General features: G+C 42.7%; 11 protein-coding genes. 5 read left to right on the top strand and 6 right to left on the bottom strand.

Going from position 1 to position 19,393, the window contains the following annotated elements; genetic code table 11:
* Positions 1–95: 95 nt before the first annotated feature.
* From ACW6QP_RS10295 to ACW6QP_RS10270, 6 genes are all read right to left on the bottom strand, one after another.
* Positions 96–1,535 carry an alpha-amylase family glycosyl hydrolase gene (locus tag ACW6QP_RS10295; RefSeq protein ID WP_457910786.1) on the bottom strand — a complete coding sequence of 480 codons (1,440 nt, stop codon included), beginning with the start codon at positions 1,533–1,535 and terminating at the stop codon, positions 96–98.
* Positions 1,536–1,548: 13 nt separating this feature from the next.
* Complete coding sequence (locus tag ACW6QP_RS10290) at positions 1,549–3,414, bottom strand: glycoside hydrolase family 13 protein (RefSeq protein WP_457910785.1); 1,866 nt, start codon at positions 3,412–3,414, stop codon at positions 1,549–1,551.
* Positions 3,415–3,476: 62 nt separating this feature from the next.
* On the bottom strand, positions 3,477–5,783 hold the full coding sequence (locus ACW6QP_RS10285) for a glycoside hydrolase family 65 protein (RefSeq protein WP_457910784.1): 2,307 nt from the start codon (positions 5,781–5,783) through the stop codon (positions 3,477–3,479).
* A gap of 1 nt (position 5,784) precedes the next feature.
* Complete coding sequence (pgmB, locus tag ACW6QP_RS10280) at positions 5,785–6,444, bottom strand: beta-phosphoglucomutase (RefSeq protein WP_457910790.1); 660 nt, start codon at positions 6,442–6,444, stop codon at positions 5,785–5,787.
* Positions 6,445–6,455: 11 nt separating this feature from the next.
* On the bottom strand, positions 6,456–7,811 hold the full coding sequence (locus ACW6QP_RS10275; RefSeq protein ID WP_457910783.1) for an MFS transporter: 1,356 nt from the start codon (positions 7,809–7,811) through the stop codon (positions 6,456–6,458).
* Positions 7,812–8,001: 190 nt separating this feature from the next.
* Complete coding sequence (locus ACW6QP_RS10270) at positions 8,002–9,024, bottom strand: LacI family DNA-binding transcriptional regulator (RefSeq protein WP_457910782.1); 1,023 nt, start codon at positions 9,022–9,024, stop codon at positions 8,002–8,004.
* Between the two features lie 215 nt (positions 9,025–9,239).
* On the opposite strand from ACW6QP_RS10270, the gene ACW6QP_RS10265 reads away from it, so the two are divergent.
* From ACW6QP_RS10265 to ACW6QP_RS10245, 5 genes are all read left to right on the top strand, one after another.
* Positions 9,240–12,182 (top strand): SusC/RagA family TonB-linked outer membrane protein, encoded by a 2,943-nt coding sequence (locus ACW6QP_RS10265; protein WP_457910781.1) that lies wholly within the window; start codon positions 9,240–9,242, stop codon positions 12,180–12,182.
* Between the two features lie 25 nt (positions 12,183–12,207).
* A complete protein-coding gene (locus ACW6QP_RS10260) occupies positions 12,208–13,803 on the top strand; it encodes a RagB/SusD family nutrient uptake outer membrane protein (RefSeq protein ID WP_457910780.1) in 1,596 nt (531 codons plus the stop codon).
* Positions 13,804–13,833: 30 nt separating this feature from the next.
* Positions 13,834–14,973, top strand: coding sequence for a SusF/SusE family outer membrane protein (locus tag ACW6QP_RS10255; protein ID WP_457910779.1), 1,140 nt, complete (start codon positions 13,834–13,836; stop codon positions 14,971–14,973).
* A 56-nt stretch (positions 14,974–15,029) separates the two neighbouring features.
* The gene (locus ACW6QP_RS10250; protein WP_457910778.1) at positions 15,030–16,478 is read left to right on the top strand and encodes an alpha-amylase; all 1,449 of its coding nucleotides are present in this window, start codon (positions 15,030–15,032) and stop codon (positions 16,476–16,478) included.
* A 283-nt stretch (positions 16,479–16,761) separates the two neighbouring features.
* Positions 16,762–19,320, top strand: coding sequence for an adenosylcobalamin-dependent ribonucleoside-diphosphate reductase (locus ACW6QP_RS10245; protein WP_457910777.1), 2,559 nt, complete (start codon positions 16,762–16,764; stop codon positions 19,318–19,320).
* The last annotated feature ends 73 nt before the right edge of the window (positions 19,321–19,393 follow it).

Genomic DNA, 19,393 nt, shown 5'->3' with positions numbered 1-19,393 from the left:
GAAAACAATAACATTGTAAAACTGCCTAAAGCACGAATAAAAAAAGACCGTCTAAAAATAGCTTTTAAGACGGCCTCAATAATTTATGATTTTTATTACTTTTTTAATAATATTTTATATTCATAAGCCTGCAACTCCATTTCCTGATTTTCCTGAAGTTCCAGTTCGGCCTCATTCATATAATCTTCAAAAGCTCCTTCCAGCTCAAGGTCAAAATTCAGCGCTTCACCGCTTATATTCGCAATATAAACCAGCTCTTCTCCATCTTTTTCCCTTTTAAAGGCAAGTACTTTTTCTTCTTCTGAAGTAGAAAGCTTCTCATAAGAAGCAGCTTCCTTTGCACCGTGAAGCGCCTTATTCTCATTCTTCAGCTTCCCGAGTTTAACGAGCTTGGGCCAAACCTCTCCTTTTTGCTTCGGAATTGAGTCTTTTTCAAAGAACTTTAACCTGTGATCCATATCATATTCCTGCCCGCTATAAATAAGCGGCATTCCCGGAAGCGTATAGCTCAATGCCAGCATAGCTTCGGCAGCTTCTCCCATACGTTCTTTCACGGTACCATTCCAGGAATTTTCATCGTGATTGGTCACGAAATTCATCAAATAATCATCGTCCTGGTAAGTGGTATCGATCTTCTGCATATAGGCATCCCAGTCTTTTGCTGTTTTTTTGCCCTGGGCCATTTCATTCATTATGTGATGCCCTTCCCAGTTATAGCCCATATCAAAGGCTTCGTGGAATAAATCTTTTTTCTCAGACTCTGCCAGCATAAACAGGGGTTTGTGCTCTTCGAGTTTTTTGCGCGCCTCTACCCAGAATTCGGTTGGCACCTCCCCGGCAACATCGGCCCGAAAACCGTCTATCTCATACTGCTCTACCCAAAATTCCATCTCTTTGGTCATCGCTTTCCAAAGTTCCTTATTATCGTAATTAAGGTCTGCAACATCGGTCCAGCCCCAGCTTTCTCCGGTACCTGGGTCTATGGGATCTATAATCTCTCCGGCTTCGTTTTTGGTATAGAAATCGGGGTTTTCCTCCATCCAGTGATGGTCCCAGCCGGTATGGTTGGCCACCCAGTCTAAAATCACGTACATCCCGTTTTCGTGGGCGGTATCTACCAGGTCTTTAAAATCTTCCAAACTACCAAATTCGGGGTTTACGTCGGTGTAGTCTGCAATGGCATAATAGCTACCCAGGTACTTTTTTCTTTCTTCTTCATCTTCGATATCTTCTACAGAAAGATCTCCGGTAGCTTTTCGGTTTTTCATCGAAATTGGGTAAACCGGCATAAGCCATATTACCTTCACCCCTAATTCTTTTAACTGCGGAATATCTTTGGTAAAGGCTTCAAAAGTGCCTTCAGGCGAATACTGCCTTATGTTGGCTTCATAAATCACAGCCGACTCCAGGGCTTCGTTGCTTACCTCGGCCATACTATCTTCGTTTTGATCTTTTTTTGACACGCTGGTCTTAGGTTCGTTTTTACAGGAAACCAGAAGCACCATAAGGGCCATTATTAATGAAAACTGTCTCATAATCTATATAAATTTAGTTGATTTTTGTAGTGAAAAGGTAAACCCCTCTTTCAGGTAAATTAAGCTGGTTGTTCAATAGCATTTTTTCTCCTGAAATAATGTTGCTGAAGTTTTTTCCTTCGAGCCCCAATTCGCTGAAACGTTCGAGGTCGAGCTCAAAAGCCTCCTCATTTTTATTCAGAATAATCACCACATCTTCAGCTTCAATTTGTCTGGCCAGGACATAAACTCCATCCTGCGGGGCGAAATGTTTGGTTTTTCCTGAATGAATAGCTTCACTGGTTTTACGGTAATTCAGCAGTTTCTTCAGGAAATTCTGCATTTCGAGTTTGTCTTCAGCCAATCCTTCGCCGGTAAAGGCGTTTGTATCGTGGTCGTCCCATCCGCCGGGAAACTCGGTACGAATAAGCCCGTGATCCCCGGGTTTAGCTGTGTCGTCCATAAGAATCTCGGTTCCGTAGTAGATTTGAGGCGTACGGGGCAGTACCAGCATATAGGCTACAGCCATTTTGGTTTTGGCCATATCTTCGCCCAGCTGAGTGTAAATTCTGCTTTTGTCGTGATTATCGGGAAAGATCATAATATCTTCCGGGCGTTCATAGGCAAAATCATTAGCCAGAGCTTCATAAATTTTGTTTAAACCGCTACCCCAACCTTCTTCTTCGCTAAGCCCTTTGACAATTTCCCCCTGCATCGCAAAATCCATAGTAGATCGCAGGTTAGACTCATATCCATCCTTATTTTTCGTGCCATCCTGCCAGTATCGAATTAAAAGAGGATTGTAACTCCACTCCTCGCCTACGATATTGAAATCGGGATATTCCTTCATAATTGCACCAGCCCATTCGCTCATAAAAGCTTTGTCGGGATAAGGATAGGTATCCTGGCGAATGCCGCCCAGCCCAAGCACTTCAATCCACCAAATCGAATTCTGAATAAGATATTTGGCCATAAAAGGATTCTCCTGGTTCAAATCTGGCATAGTATCTACAAACCAACCTTCGTTCATTTGTTTTCTATCCACTTCAGCCGCATAAAAATCCTGATTGGTGGTGCGCACGTGATTGGATTTGGTGATTTCTTTGCCGGCTTCAAAATCTTCCTGGTAATTTAACCAGTCTTTAAAAGGCAGGTCATCCATCCACCAGTGACCTGAACCAATATGATTGGCTACCTGGTCCATAATCAATTTTATTCCTTTGTTTCTGGCCTTATCGGCTAATTCAATATATTCTTCCAAAGTTCCAAAGCGGGGATCTACCTGGTAAAAATCGGTCATGGCATAACCGTGGTAAGAACCCGACTCCATATCATTTATGAGGAGCGGGGAAGACCAAAGCGCAGTAAAGCCCATTTCTTCGATATAATCCAAATGATTTATTATCCCGCGAATGTCGCCACCGTGACGCCCGTAATCATCATCCCGGTCGATCTTTTTCTCGCGTAAAGAAGGATCTTCATCGTTTGAAGGATCACCATTGGCAAACCTGTCGGGGGTGATAAGGTAAATCGCGTCGGTATTATCAAAACCTTTAAAATGAGCTTCAGGACGGCTTCTTTCTTTAATTTCATAAGCCAGCTCCTGGCTTGCCCCCGATTCCAGCTCTAGATTAAAAGTGAGTTTTTCGGGCGCAGAGTTTTCGGTCAAAACCAGGTCCAGAAAAAGATAATTTTCACTATTTACCCGGTGTACCTTTATGAGCTCGACCCCTGCAGCATCAAGGCTTACCTCAGCTTTACCGATATTCTTTCCGTAGAGCATTAACTGAAGTTCTTCGTCTTCAAAACCGGCATACCAGTGTGGGGGTTCCACCCGTTCTACCTGCGCTGAAGCCGATAAAGTCACAAAAAGACATATAAATAAGACAATTTTTTTCATATTCAATCAATTAAAAAAACCCGCAAACCAATGGCCAATCCTTAGAGTTCACGGGTTCGGCATTATACAGTTAACTCTTTACCGGGAGTTATTTCGAGATTCTTTCCGTTTAACTTCAATTCTATTGAGGAGTCACCTTCAAGGAAAAATGAAGTGTTCTCTGCAGTTACCGTTACTTTCAAAATTTGCTCTCTAAAGTTCACCTTAAAAGAATAGGCCTGCCATTCAGCCGGAATACGCGGATTAAATGAAAGTTCATCGTTCACTACCCTCATTCCGCCGAAACCTTCTACGATACTCATCCAGGTACCGGCCATACTGGTAATGTGACAACCCTGTTCTACTTCGTTGTTGTAATCATCCAAATCCAACCTGGAGGTTCTAAGGTAAAATTCATAGGCCTGTTCCATTCTTCCCAAAACCGCTGCTTGAATGCTATGCACACAGGGCGACAGGGATGATTCGTGAACGGTAAAGGGCTCATAGAATTCATAATGTTTCTTAAGATCTTCTTTGCTGAAGTGATCTTCAAAGAAATAGAAGCCCTGCAACACATCGGCCTGTTTGATATAACAGCTTCGAAGAATGCGATCCCAACTCCATTTTTGATTTATTGGCCGCTGCTTTTTGTCCAGCTTGCTTACAGGTTTAAGCTCTTTATCCAAAAATCCATCCTGTTGCAAATACACTCCTTTTTCTTCTGAATAAGGGAAATACATTTCTTCGGCTACTTCTTTCCAGGCGATTAATTCTCCATCACCGAGTTCGGTATGACCAACAATGCGCTCGTAGTCTTCAGGATAGCCATCCTTAACTTTTTCAAGGGTTTCCAGGGTGTATTCCAGGCACCATTTGGCGATATAATTGGTGTACCAGTTATTGTTTACGTTATTCTCGTACTCGTTAGGCCCGGTAACTCCCAACATTACATACTTTTTCTTTTGATTGCTGAAGTTCACCCTTTGCTGCCAAAACCTTGCGATGGCGATCATCACTTCCAGACCTTTCTCGGGAATATAATCGAAGTCGCCGGTATAGCGCACGTAGTTGTATATGGCATAAACCATAGCCCCGTTTCGATGAATTTCCTCGAAAGTAATTTCCCATTCATTATGGCTTTCTTCCCCATTCATTGTTACCATTGGGTACAATGCCGCACCCCCGGTAAAGCCGAGTTTTTCAGCGTTTTCAATCGCTTTATCCAATTGGTTGTAACGATAAGTAAGCAAATTCCTGGCTACTTTTTGATCTTTGGTGGCCATATAGAAAGGAATGCAATAGGCTTCGGTATCCCAGTACGTGCTTCCGCCATATTTCTCGCCGGTAAAACCTTTAGGGCCAATATTTAATCTTTCATCTTTCCCGCTATAGGTTTGATTGAGCTGAAAAATATTAAAACGAATTCCCTGCTGCGCCTTTACATCTCCTTTAATGCTGATATCGGCCATTTCCCAGGTCTTTGCCCATTCGTTTTTTTGCTCCTGCAGCAGCTCATCATAACCCGTCGCGATTGCATCGCTTAAGACCGATTTCGCTGCTGGTATAAGGCCATCACGCTTATGATTCATATCGGTTACATATCCGGCATACTTCTTCAGGCTTATTTTTTCACCTTTTTGAGCCTTTACTTTATAGTGAAGACCCAGCCTATCCTCTGTTTTTTCTTCGGAAGCTGAAATTGTTAGTTTTTCACCCTGCTTCCAGATTTCAGATTGCATATAGGTGCACACGTGAAATTCGGTCTTCAAAGTTTTGGAAAGAATGAAGCCCTGGTCTGCTTCCGAAGAAACCTCAAGAGTCTTCCAGAAACGTTCTTCCCAGTTAGCATCGGTGTTGGTAATGCCCCCATCGAGATAAGCTTCAAATTCGAGTTCGGCATCACTATTAAGCACTTCAACTTCATAATTGATCACCCCAAGTTCATCACGCTTAAGGGAGAGAAAACGGGTGGCAATTACGCTGATCTCTATATCATTAGGCAGGGTAGCGATAAAACTGCGCTTATGATAACCTTCTTTCATATTGAGTTCCCTACGAAAATCCTCAACCTTTTTACAGGTAAATAAATCCAGAGACTCGCCATTAACCTTCAGGTTAATTCCTATCCAGTTGGGAGCGTTGAGCACCTTGGCGAAATATTCGGGATAGCCGTTTTTCCACCAGCCTACTTTGGTTTTATCGGGGTAATACACCCCACCTATATAACTGCCCTGAAAACTGGGGCCGGTATAGGTTTCTTCAAAATTGGCTCTTTGCCCCATTGCACCATTCCCGATGCTAAAGAGACTTTCAGACGATTTTACCTTTGCAGGGTCAAAACCTTCTTCTATAATCGACCATTCATCCGGTTGTATATAATCCTGATTCATGCTATTCTTTTGTAAGTATTTTTTCTAAAAATTCGTTATCGATTTCCGTAAAGTCGGAAAACACGTATTGAGCTTCTCCCAAAGTTTTCTTTTCTCCAATCCCGATGCTAAGCATCCCGGCGCGATTTGCGGCCTGTACCCCTGCTACTGAATCTTCAAAAACAACACTGTTTCCCGGAGAAACACCTATTTTCTCTGAAGCAATTAGGAATACTTCAGGGTCTGGTTTTGCTTTAGTCACATCGGTACCATCTACAATCGCATCAAAATCGTCTAGAAGCTGTATTCTCTCCAGAATGGTCCTGGCATTTTTGCTGGCCGAGCCCAAAGCAATTGGCACCTGATTTTTCTTTAAAAACTCCAGTACCCGTGGCACACCCGGTAAAATCTCGCTTTCATCCATCTTATCTACATAAGAGAGATAATTTTCATTTTTTAAGGCCATTTGGCGCTTAAATTCGGCTTCTGAAAGTTCCATCTCTCCCCAGGCCAGTATTTTCTTCAGCGATTCTACCCGGCTTACGCCTTTAAGCTGCTCGTTTTGAGCTTCAGTGAAATCGAAACCCAGATCATTAGCCAGCTTTCGCCAGGCCAGAAAATGGAATTTAGCCGTATCTACTATCACTCCGTCTAAATCGAAAATCACTCCTTTATTCTTCATATTCTTTTTCATTAAATTTTTACTTCTACGGGTTCGTCTACATCGTGAATTCTAAGGGTTAACAAAGCCGCGATAAGAAATGCCACCCCACTGGTCACCAAAGCCCAAATCGGATTTCCGCCGTAAAGATATTTTACCATAGGCCCACCAATAAGCGCGTTCACAATTTGCGGGATTACGATAAAGAAATTGAAAATTCCCATATACACTCCCATTTTTCTTGATGGAATCGAGCCTGCGAGAATCGCGTATGGCATAGCAAGGATACTCGCCCAACCAATCCCAATTCCCAGCATCGATAATAGAAGCCAGTATTCGTTTGGCATGATATATATTGAAAGCAAACCAAGCCCTCCGATCAACAGAGAAACAGTATGCGTTGCTTTTCTTCCAATTTTAAGCGCGATTGCCGGAAGGAAAAATGCAAATACTGCCGAAACGGCATTATACACGCCGAATAAAACTCCTACCCAATCTCCGGCATCCTGGTAGGTTTCACTGCTGTTATCGCTAAGCGGTAAATCATAGATATGATGTGCTATGGCAGGAGTAGAAAACACCCACATCCCAAATAATCCAAACCAGGAAAAGAATTGCACCCAGGCCAATTGCCGCATAGTAAACGGCATTTTGGCAAAGTCGCTAAAAATATCCAGCAGGCTGGATTTTTTCTCTTCTTCGGGAATTTCTTCTGGCACGTGATCATCCATCGAATCCAATTCGGCTGGCGTATATTCTTTGGTAGTAAATACTGTTACCAAAATACTCCCCACCAAAATCGCGGCGCCAATCACGAAAGACAGTAACAGGTTTAATGGTACTTCCCCGGCCACAGTTCGGTTGCTGATATCGAACCAATTTGTGAGCACATAGGGCAACCAGGAACCAATTACGGCACCTATTCCAATAAGCACGGTTTGCACCGAAAAGCCAAGAGTTCTTTGATCGGAAGGCAAATTATCGGCCACCAGGGCACGAAAAGGTTCCATCGCAATATTAAAGGAGGCATCCATTACAAAAAGCATCCCTGCACCTACCCAAAGCGAGGGGAGGATTGCAGTGAACATATCGGCATTGGGCATAAGTATAAGCCCGGCAGCGGCTAAGATCGCTCCGGTTAAAAAGAAAGGTCGACGCCTTCCCAGTTTGGTCCAGGTGCGATCGCTATAATAGCCGATTATAGGCTGAACTATAAGCCCGGTAACAGGTGCTACCAGCCAAAACCAGCTAAGCTCGTGCACATCGGCCCCGAAAATTTGTAAGATTCTACTCGCATTTGCATTCTGGAGAGCAAAACCCATTTGTATTCCCAGAAACCCGAAACTCATGTTCCAGATCTCCCAAAAACTCAAGGTTCGTTTTTGCATATCGTAAATTATTATGCGTTACGATAAGCGCTAAGACTTATCAAAACTTATTAGGTAGAAAGTAAAAATATAAGTTCTGATAGTGTTTAATGGCGGTAAATATATATAAAATTTATAAACCCACTTTAAAGTCAGGTTGAATTTATAAAGCCAAACCGCAAGATTTTCAAATCCTTGCAGGCGATAAGCATTAGTGTTTGGTAGACTCCCTTTTAATAAGATGGGTTTCTACTATGCTGGTTTTATAAGACTCTTCATCTTCCGGTTCGTTCTCAAGCCTGTCGATTAAAAGTCGGGCAGCTTCGGCACCCATTTGCTCGCCGTGCTGACTAACGGTAGTTAAACTTGGGATAAACCTTTTTGAGAGCTCTCCATCTGTAAAACCTATTACCGATACGTCGGTAGGCACTTCAAGCCCGTTTTCCTTTAATACCCTTATGGCCGAAACCGCAAAATGTTCGTTCACCGCAAACAATGCATCTACCTCCTTTCGTTTGAAAAACTTTCTGATTTCCTCCTCGCTGCGCTCCATATCTTCAATTTTCAGGATTAAATTTTCATCGACTAAAATCCCATTTTCTTCCAAAGCTTGAAGATAACCCTGGGTGCGCAATTTACCCACACTAATATAATCTACCGTAGAAATGAGGCCTATCTTTTTACTTCCAATATCGATTAGATGCTGTACCGCCTTTTTGGCTCCCAATACATCGTCTATAATTACCTTATCACAATTTATTTGATCTGAAACTCTATCGAAAAGCACCAAAGGCATCCCCTGATTAACTACTTCTATAAGATGATGATAGTCTTCTTTTTGCATGGTTTCCTTGGCCATAGAAATTATAAATCCGTCGGTGCTGCCATTGGCCAGCATCTCCAGGTTTAAAACCTCGCGATCAAAACTGTTATTGGAAAGACATACAATCACATTATATCCTTTTTCATTGGCCACCTGCTCTACCCCGCTAATTACCGTGGTAAAGAAATAATGCACGATCTCGGGAATTACAATACCTATGGTACGGGTTTTTCGGTTTTTGAGGCTTAGGGCAATATTATTGGGTTTGTAATTATATAGTTTGGCGAAGGCCTTGATTTTTTGCTTGGTATCCTCCCCAATTTCGGGGCTGTCCTTTAGCGCCTTCGATACCGTAGAAATAGATACTTCCAGCTCACGGGCAATTTGTTTCAGGGTTAATTTGGGCTTCATAAATTCTTGAAATTTGGTGTTCAAAAATGGGAACCTTGTAAAAATATCACAAAAAATACGGCTTTCGATAAAAACAAAAAAGTTTTCAACACTATAACGTTTTCGGAAGCCCGGGCCGCGTAAATACTCATTTCTTCACAATTCTTTTACATACTTTTAACCTCAGAAAGTAAAAATATAAGCCTAAAAATTAAAGTAAACTCAATTGAAAATTTATGAAAACATTTACTAAAAGCCTATTGCTGTTGCTCTTTATGCTGCCAATGAGCTTTTTTGCGCAGGAGACTGTGAGCGGAATGGTTAGCGAAAGTGCTACCGGCCTTCCGGTTCCCGGCGCAAACGTTATTGTAAAGGGCACCACCAATGGGACCGTGACCGATTTTGATGGTAATTATACCATCAACAACGTTTCCCAGGGGGATATTTTGGTATTTTCCTTCCTTGGTTTCGCCACCAGCGAAATCGTTTACGAAGGTCAATCTACTATAGATGTAGCTCTTAATGAAGACCAGGCAACCCTTGAAGAAGTAATTCTTATTGGATATGGTACCACCTCTGAACAGGATGCCACCGGATCGGTAGAAAAGATTTCGGCCGGGAAATTCAACCAGGGAGCTGTGGTTTCGCCTGAACAACTTATCGCCGGTAAATCGGCCGGGGTTAGAATTACCCCCGGTGGTGGTGCACCCGGTGAAGGAAGCGAAATTAGAATTCGTGGAGGTTCATCCCTTTCAGGAAACAACTCTCCACTTATCGTGGTAGACGGAATTCCCTTAGACCAGCGTGGTGTACAGGGAGTAAGAAACCAGCTAAACTCTATTAACCCTAACGAGATAGAAGATTTCGTGGTGCTTAAAGATGCCGCTGCTACCTCTATTTATGGTTCGCGTGCCTCTAACGGGGTTATTCTTATTACCACCAAAAAAGGTAGAAAAGGAGCCGACTTTAGAATGGAGTATGATTTGAAAGCTTCGGCCGGAAGAATTATCGATAAAGTAGATGTGCTTTCAGCCGATCAATTCAGAAACCTTATTAATAACACGGCTGGCACCGATCCAGATTTACTGGGAGAATATAATACAGACTGGCAGGACCAGATCTACCAAACTTCAGTAGGAGCTATTCATAACTTTACGGCTTCTCAGGGAATTGGTGATTTTCGCTATCGGGTAAACTTTAACCACACCGCTCAAACCGGGGTGCTTAAAACCGATTATTACGAGCGAAATGCGATTAACATCGCGCTAAACCAGGATTTGTTTGACAATCACCTGAAGCTTTCGTTAACTTCTAAAGGAATTGTAGACAATAATATATTTGCCGACCAGGGCGCTATTGGCTCTGCGGTGGCTTTTGATCCTACCCAACAGGTCTACGATGATAGCCTGCCTTTTGGCGGATTCTTTGAATTTAATACGATGAGCGGCGGAAGACTTATTCCTCAATTGCAATCTACCCGTAACCCGGTAGCTTTATTGCAAACCAACGATGCCCGCGGAAGAACCCGTAGAAATATCACCAACCTGAATGCCGAGTATAAATTCCACTTCCTTCCGGAATTGAAATTTAACGTAAATGCAGGTTTTGATTATTCTGAAAACAACGGTCATAACAAGCGCCCTGCCTTTGCAGCCGCGAATGGTTTATACCAACAGGGCAGAGACTTTGCAGAATATTATTCAGGAATAAACCGAAATACCTTACTGGATTTCTATTTCAATTATAACAATCAGATCGATTTCCTTGACACCAAGGTAGATTTAACTGCGGGACATTCTTTCCAGGAATTCTATATTCAGAGCGATACTGAATTAACTGTTCCTGAAGACCCCGGATATCGGGTAAACCCAAGGGAAATAAACAGAAATGTTTTGGAATCTTACTTCGCCCGTGCAAGTTTTGATATAAGTAACAAATACCTTATCTCGGGAAGCATTCGAAGAGATGGTTCCTCAAGATTTGGAGGAGACAATCGCTGGAGTTATTTCCCTTCGGTTTCTGTAGGTTGGAAATTGCATAATGAAGATATATTTTCTGGGATAGACGCCCTGTCTCAACTTAAACTTCGTGGAGGTTATGGGGTAACCGGTAACCAGGAGATTGGTCCTAACTACGGCTTTATAGGAGTATATTCCCCAAGTGTTGGTGGGGCTCAGTACCAGTTTGGCAACACCTTCTTTCCTACTCTTAGACCTGAAGCCTTTGATCAAAACCTCAAATGGGAAGAACTTAAAACCTATAACATAGGTATAGATTTTGGCTTTTTCAACAATCGTTTAAGCGGTACCGTAGAGGCCTACTCAAGAGAGACCAAAGACCTTTTGGCTCAGGTACCAATCCCTGCAGGGGCTAACCTTTCAGATTTACTGGTAACCAACGTGGGACAAACCACCAGTAGAGGTATTGAAGTTGGACTTAACGGAGCTATTATCCAGTCTGAAGATTTCAACTGGGACCTTAATTATAACATCACCTTCCAGGAACTGGAAATCACCAGGCTTTCTCTGGGAGAAAACCCCGATTTCTTTATCCCTCAGGGAGGAATTAGCGGAGGTACAGGAAACAATATCCAGCTTTGGAAAGAGGGTTACGATCCTTCTACGTTCTTTGTTTTCCGTCAGGTTTATAACAACGAAGGTCGTCCTATTGAAGGTGCCTATGTAGATGTAAACGGAGACAATCAAATCACTGAAGCCGATAAGGTTCCTTACAAAAAGGCAAACCCCGATTTCTTTATGGGACTTACCAGTACAATGAACTACAAGAATTTCGATATGAGCTTTACCTTTAGAGGAAGTTTTGGACATTATATGTACAACAACACCCAAAGTGGTAATGGCTTTGTGACTGCAGGAACTGTAACCCCGCAGCCATATTATTCAAATTTGAATGCCAATGTACTGGAAACCAACTTTGTGAACAATCAGCTTTTCTCAGATTATTATATTCAAAGTGCCGATTTCGTGAAACTGGATAACCTTTCTATAGGTTACCTTTTCCCGGGTGAGAAAGTTGATTTTAGAACCAGCCTTACCGGAACCAATCTTTGGACCATCACCAATTACGAAGGTTTGGATCCTGAAATTCCGGGTGGTATAGACAATAACTTCTATCCAAGAGCGACCAATATTGTACTTGGATTGAATATCATATTTTAAGAAATAACATTTTAAACATAGACCTATGTTGAATAAAAGCAAATCAATTTTAATCCTTTTCCTCGCCCTGGGTATTGTTTGGGGCTGTGAAAAAGATTTGGAATTGCAACCTGAAGATAACAGGCAAACGGCTGAGAGCACTTTTGAAGATCCTGAATCTTACAAGCAGTTTTTAGCTAAATTATATGCCGGGCTTGCTGTAAGTGGACAGCAAGGTCCCGCAGGAAACCCCGATCTGGTAGGATTAGACGAAGGTTTTTCTCAATACCTTCGCCTTTACTGGATGTTGCAGGAACTCACCACCGAAGAAGCCGTAATTGGCTGGAACGATGGTACAATTAAAGACCTGCACGCACAAAACTGGACCGCAGGAAACGAGTTTATTAGAACTATGTATTCGCGTATTATGTACCAGGTAGCGCTTACCAACGAATATTTAAGACAAACCGCTCCCGAAGTTTTGGAAAGCAGAGGGCTAACCGGCGAAAACCTTGCCAGAGTGCAAACTTACCGTGCCGAGGCAAGATATCTTAGAGCTTTGCATTACTATCATGCTTTAGATCTCTTTGGTAACCCTCCTTTCGTGACCGAAGAAGACCCGATTGGGGCCTATTTACCTGAGCAAATTCGCAGACCTCAGCTATTTGAATTTGTAGAGAGCGAATTATTGGCTATTGAAAATGAAATCCCTGAAGTAGCTTCTCAGGAATACGGGAGAGTAAACAAGGCAGGAGTTTGGATGCTTTTAGCCAAACTTTACCTTAATGCTGAAGTTTACACCGGTTCTTCGATGTATGACCAGGCCTTAACCTATTCTGAACGTGTAGTTAATTCAGGCTACAACCTGGTTGATGACTATCAGAAATTATTTTTAGCTGATAATGATATAAATGGTGCTCAAAATGAGATCATTTTCCCTATTACCTTCGATGGGCAGGCAACTCAATCTTATGGCGGAATGTCTTTTATAGTACACGCAGCCGTTGGAGGCGATATGGATCCTGAAGATTTTGGAGTAAGCAGCGGCTGGGCCGGCTTGCGAACTACCTCTACCCTTGTGGAATACTTCCCGGATGAGGCAGAATCTGATGACCAGAGAGCCTTATTTTTTACTGAAGGTCAAACCAAAGAGATCAGAGACCTTTCCAGCTTTACCGATGGTTATGCCGTAGCCAAGTATAAAAATGTACGCAGCGACGGGCAACCCTGGAGAGATAATACAGGAGAATTTGTTGATATAGATTTCCCGCTTTTCCGTCTGGCCGATGCATATTTGATGTATGCTGAAGCTTATATTAGAGGAGGCGGCGGAAGCGCTGAAGTTGCAACAAACCTCATCAATGAATTAAGAGAAAGAGCTTATGGGGATAACAGCCGCAATATTTCTTCTGGCGACCTGACTGAAGATTTCATCCTGGCCGAAAGAGCCCGGGAGCTATACTGGGAAGCCCACCGAAGAACAGATCGTATTAGATTTGGTCAGTTCTCAGATCGCGGTATCTGGCCCTGGAAAGGCAATGTTCCGCAGGGAGCAACTACCGGCGCCCATAGAGACCTAATGCCAATCCCGGCTACCGATCTTGGTGTAAACACCAACCTTACTCAAAACGACGGATATTAATATAACTGAATAACGATTAAAAAAATAACGATGAAACATTTTTCAATTTTCTTACTGGCCATAGTTGCTGTACTGGGATTTTCATCCTGCGAGCACGATGACGATATCGTCTTTGTAGCTCAACCCGACCCTGAAGGTATAAGTTTTACCAACTCATTTCAGGAGGTATACCTTTTAACCAATGCTACCCGCAATAACCTGGCAGAGCGTTTTGTATGGAACGAGGTAGATTTTGATGCCCCTACCACTATCACTTATGAATTACAGGGATCATCAGACCAGGACTTCGAAAGTTTTAATATTCTGGGAAGTACCGGCAATAATAATGTAGGGGTAAGTGTAGCCCAAATGTTGAGCCTGGCAGAAGAAGCCGGGTTGGATAACGACCCGAATACTGAAGCCCCAAACACTGGTGACCTATATTTTAGAGTAGTGGCTTTTGCAGGAAACGGCCAGGGCAATGAGCTTTCTGAAATGTCAGATGTGCAGAACCTTACTGTAGAATTGCCTGAAAGCGGTGAAGAGGAAGAAGAAGCCAAGCCTAATCTTTTCTTTGTTGGAGACGCTACCGCTGCCGGATGGAACCCCAACAACAATAACACTCCAATGTTCCGTGATGCTGAAAATGATGATATTTTCTACTTCCAGGGAAGATTTGCCGGAGGTGATGGCGTAGAAGGATTTAAACTTCTTGAAATGCTGGGCGCGTGGCAACCACAATGGGGAGGAACCGATGGCGTACTTGCTGTAAACCGCGGTGATAGCGACGACCCTGCTGCATTTAAAGTAGAAGATGATGCTTATTACTCCTTAATGGTTAATCTTGATGAGATGACTTATACCTGGGAAGAGGTAGATGAGGCCGACGCCACCATATATGACAGTATTGGCGTAATTGGTGACTCCACTCCGGGAGGCTGGGATGATGATACCGATATGACCCAGTCGGAATTCGATCCCCACATTTGGTATATTAACGGTATTGAACTCGGTGACGGTGAATTTAAATTTAGAGCCGATGATGCCTGGGACGATAACTGGGGAGTTAATGCCGGGCTTAGCGGACAAGCTTCTTACGGGTCTCCGGATAATATGACTGTTACAGCTGGTACTTACGACATCTGGTTTAACAGCCTTGATGGTCGCTATATTGCCATTCCACAGGAATAATTATAATGCTTAATTCAAAAGGCTGCCTTAGCGCAGCCTTTTTTAATTCTTGAAATATGAAAAAAACAAAATTTATTTTTCCGGCACTATTAGGGCTTTTACTGGGTTTGAGCGCTTGTTCTACCGATGATGCTCCTGTGGTAGACCCAGATGATGATAATGTAATCACCCCGCCGGTTGAACCCGGGGCACCTCAGCCTATCGATCTTTCCGATTTCAGCAGCGGGCAGGGCGTGATGATGCAAACCTTTTACTGGGATGTGGAACCCCGCCACGAATGGTGGAACCTGCTTTCAGAAAAAGTGGAGGGCTGGGCCGAGGCCGGGGTTGACAGACTTTGGTTTCCTGTAGCTACCAAGGGACAGAGCGGAGGCTATTCTATGGGTTATGACCCCTCAGATTATTTTGATTTTGGGGAATATCACCAGCACGGCACCACTCCTACCCGCTTCGGGACTCGTGAAGAACTCGAAAATCTTATCGCCAAATCTCATGATTTAGGTTTGGAGGTAATCGCCGATATTGTTTTGAATCACAACTCGGGCGGCGGTGCAGAGTATAATCCGTACCGCGATAAAGAGACCTATACCAGGTTTGATGAAGAAAACGGGAATGCTTCAGGAATGTTTAATCGAAATTACGAGTATTTTCATCCCAACGATATTCACGAATATGACGAGGGTGATCTTTTCTTTTCTGAACAGGATGTGTGTCATCACCAGCCTTATGTGCAGGATTGGTTTTGGAAGAAGGAAAATTCAGTAGCTAAATATTACAAAAACGTGATGGGCTTTGACGGTTGGCGGTTCGACTATGTGAAAGGCTTTGGCGAATGGGTCATCAACGAATGGATGGATGAAGTTGGCGGCTTTGCAGTGGCCGAAAACTGGGATGGCAATGCAGCGGTTTTGGAAGCCTATGTGGAAGAAACAGGAATTTCAGCGTTTGATTTTGCAGCCTTTTACAAAATGGATGAGGCTTTCGACAGGCATAGTGATCTTACTTACCTGGATCGCGATATGCTTAGAAAAACCTATCCTGAAAAAGCGGTGACCTTCGTTGCCAATCACGATACCGAAAAGGACACCAATGAAGAAAACCGCATAGATGTATCCAATAAAATGAAGGCCTATGCTTATATTCTAACCCACGATGGCTACCCCACCATTTTCTATTCAGATTATGAAAATGAGGCGTTTCAGGAAGAAATTCAGAATTTGATAAAAATTCATAATAGTATAGCTACCGGTGAAGTCGAAATTCTTTACATAGATAATGACGAATATGTGATGAAAAGACAGGGCGATGGAGATAATCCCGGATTAATTCTATATCTTAGTCTTTCCGAAAACACTAAAAGACGTTCTGTACAATCCAACTGGAACAATGCCACACTTTTAGATTACAGTGGTAATACAAATTATATCCCTACCTCCAATGAAAATGGAACGGTGACCCTGGAAGCTCCCGCCAACGGATATTCCATCTGGTCTGTTTCAAAATAAGGATTTCTTTTGAATTTTCATAGGTGTTAATTCAAGCCAGGCCGGAGCTTTTATGTCTCCGGCTTCTTTGTTTTCAGGCACTTCCCTTAACAAAATATTGATTTTTATATTTTTAATTTTTTGTCAACTTTTTGTTGTTGATAAATTATTAAGTGCTTGATTTTTAGGCTTTTAGGTTGTTTTTCCTGAAAACTTTTTTTCCTAAGGTGGTTATTTCTTGTTTATGTTTGCATATATTTACAAGAGTCAAATAAGCAAAATACTAACCACAAATTCTATTTTTATGAGCGTCAAAACTACCACCGCCCCTCCCAAAAAGACTTACAGTCAGGATGAAGCCTTTAAAGCTTCTTTAGAGTACTTTAAGGGAGATGATCTTGCTGCCCGCGTTTGGGTAAATAAATATGCCCTTAAGGATTCTGACGGGAATATCTACGAAAAAACTCCCAACGATATGCACAGGCGTATAGCCGGTGAAATCGCCAGAGTCGAAGCCAGGTATCCCAATCCTTTAAGCGAGAAGGAAGTTTTTGACCTTATTAAAGATTTTAAATATATAGTACCCCAGGGAAGCCCTATGGCCGGGATTGGAAATCCCTTTCAAATAGCCTCGCTTTCCAACTGTTTTGTAATTGGAAATGATGGCAATTCAGATTCGTATGGAGGGATCATGAAAATTGACCAGGAACAGGTACAGCTTATGAAACGCCGTGGTGGTGTGGGCCACGACCTTTCCCACATTCGCCCTAAAGGCTCGGCGGTAAAGAATTCGGCTTTGACCTCTACCGGGATTGTGCCTTTTATGGAGCGTTTTTCAAACTCTACCCGTGAGGTAGCTCAGGATGGGCGTCGTGGAGCCTTAATGCTATCGGTTTCAATCAACCATCCCGATGCCGAAGATTTTATCGACGCTAAAATGGAACAGGGTAAGGTTACCGGAGCCAACGTTTCAGTTAGAATTGACGATGAATTTATGAAGGCGGTGAAAAACGATACTTCATATATTCAGAAGTATCCTGTTTTCAGTGAAAATCCTAAGAAAACAAAAGAGATCGAAGCTCAGAAACTTTGGAAAAAAATTGTACACAACGCCTGGAAATCGGCCGAGCCGGGAATCCTTTTCTGGGATACGGTGATCAACGAATCGGTGCCAGATTGCTACGCCGACCTTGGCTATAAAACCGTTTCTACCAATCCTTGCGGGGAAATCCCGCTTTGTCCATACGATTCCTGTCGTTTATTGGCAATTAACCTTTTCTCTTATGTAGAGAATCCGTTTACCGACAATGCCAGCTTCAATTTTGAGTTGTTCAAAAAACACGTGGCAGCAGCACAGCGAATAATGGACGACATCATTGATCTTGAACTTGAAAAAATAGATAAGATCATCGAAAAGATAGATGCCGATCCAGAAGGTGCTGAAATTAAAGGAGTAGAACGTAACCTTTGGTTAAATATTCAGAAAAAAGCCAATGAAGGTCGTCGTACAGGAATTGGTATTACTGCTGAAGGTGATATGCTGGCCGCTCTTGGAATTAAATACGGAAGCGAGGAAGGAATTGATTTCTCCACCCAAATTCACAAAACCATTGCTCTTGAAGCTTACAGAGCTTCTGTATATACAGCAAAAGATCGCGGCGCGTTCGCAATTTTTGATGCTGAAAGAGAAAAAAACAACCCTTTCATTCTTCGCCTGAAAGAAGCCGACGAAAAACTTTATTACGATATGCTCGAGTATGGGCGTAGAAATATTGCTTTATTAACTATAGCTCCAACCGGAACTACCAGTTTAATGACGCAAACCACTTCTGGAATTGAGCCGGTTTTCCTTCCGGTTTATAAACGCCGCCGTAAGGTAAATCCTAACGATAAGGAAGCCCGGGTAGATTTTGTAGATGAAGTGGGCGATTCCTGGGAAGAATATGTGGTTTTCCACCATAGATTCAAGGAGTGGATGAAAGTTAAGGGTTATGATACCACCCGAAATTATTCAGAAAAAGAACTGGAAGATTTAGTGAAAAAATCTCCTTACTACCAGGCGACCTCTAATGATGTAGATTGGTTGAGCAAGGTGCGTATGCAGGGAGCTGTTCAAAAATGGGTTGATCACTCAATTAGTGTGACCATTAACCTTCCAAATGATGTTTCTGAAGAACTGGTTGGCAAACTTTATCTGGAAGCCTGGCAGGCGGGATGTAAAGGAGTTACCGTATATCGTGATGGCTCTCGTAGCGGGGTACTTATTTCGAATGAAGAGAAAAAAGCTGAAAACGAGGAAGAAAACAACACGCCCTTCCCTACTACCCGACCTCAGGTTTTGGAGGCCGACGTGGTTCGTTTCCAAAACAACAAAGACAAATGGATCGCCTTTATCGGTTTGATAGATGGCAAGCCTTATGAGATCTTTACCGGTTTTTCTGATGATGAAGACGGGATTCTTTTACCTCGCTGGGTAAACGAAGGCCTTATCATCAAAAACCGTAACAGCGACGGGACTTCACGCTATGATTTCCAATATGAAAACAAACGAGGCTATAAAACTACTATCGAAGGACTTTCACATAAATTCAACCCTGAGTTCTGGAACTATGCTAAATTGATTTCCAGTACGCTAAGACACGGGATGTCTATCGAGAAAGTGGTAGACCTTATCAATAGCCTGCAGTTAGACAGCGAATCTATTAACACCTGGAAAGCCGGTGTGGGAAGAGCGCTTAAGCGTTATATCGCCGACGGAACTGTGGCTAAAAAACAAAAATGTAATAATTGTAATTCATCTAATCTCATCTATCAGGAAGGCTGCCTAACCTGTCAGGATTGTGGCTCTTCGAAATGCGGATAGAATAGTTCTTGTTAGAGATTAGAAAAAAAGGTCTTTCGGTTTCCCGGAAGACCTTTTTAATTAACAAACCTAA

The organism is Salegentibacter haimaensis (assembly GCF_054121495.1).
Note: the sequence above shows the minus strand (reverse complement) of the source record. Positions and strands in the feature narration are given on the sequence as shown.

Bases quoted from the DNA above. Each gene is read 5' to 3' on its own strand.
- ACW6QP_RS10285 (WP_457910784.1), bottom strand. From the start codon at position 5,783: ATGAATCAGGATTATATACAACCGGATGAATGGTCGATTATAGAAGAA.
- pgmB (WP_457910790.1), bottom strand. From the start codon at position 6,444: ATGAAGAATAAAGGAGTGATTTTCGATTTAGACGGAGTGATAGTAGAT.
- ACW6QP_RS10260 (WP_457910780.1), top strand. From the start codon at position 12,208: ATGTTGAATAAAAGCAAATCAATTTTAATCCTTTTCCTCGCCCTGGGT.
- ACW6QP_RS10250 (WP_457910778.1), top strand. From the start codon at position 15,030: ATGAAAAAAACAAAATTTATTTTTCCGGCACTATTAGGGCTTTTACTG.
- ACW6QP_RS10290 (WP_457910785.1), bottom strand. From the start codon at position 3,414: ATGAAAAAAATTGTCTTATTTATATGTCTTTTTGTGACTTTATCGGCT.
- ACW6QP_RS10270 (WP_457910782.1), bottom strand. From the start codon at position 9,024: ATGAAGCCCAAATTAACCCTGAAACAAATTGCCCGTGAGCTGGAAGTA.
- ACW6QP_RS10255 (WP_457910779.1), top strand. From the start codon at position 13,834: ATGAAACATTTTTCAATTTTCTTACTGGCCATAGTTGCTGTACTGGGA.
- ACW6QP_RS10245 (WP_457910777.1), top strand. From the start codon at position 16,762: ATGAGCGTCAAAACTACCACCGCCCCTCCCAAAAAGACTTACAGTCAG.
- ACW6QP_RS10265 (WP_457910781.1), top strand. From the start codon at position 9,240: ATGAAAACATTTACTAAAAGCCTATTGCTGTTGCTCTTTATGCTGCCA.
- ACW6QP_RS10295 (WP_457910786.1), bottom strand. From the start codon at position 1,535: ATGAGACAGTTTTCATTAATAATGGCCCTTATGGTGCTTCTGGTTTCC.
- ACW6QP_RS10275 (WP_457910783.1), bottom strand. From the start codon at position 7,811: ATGCAAAAACGAACCTTGAGTTTTTGGGAGATCTGGAACATGAGTTTC.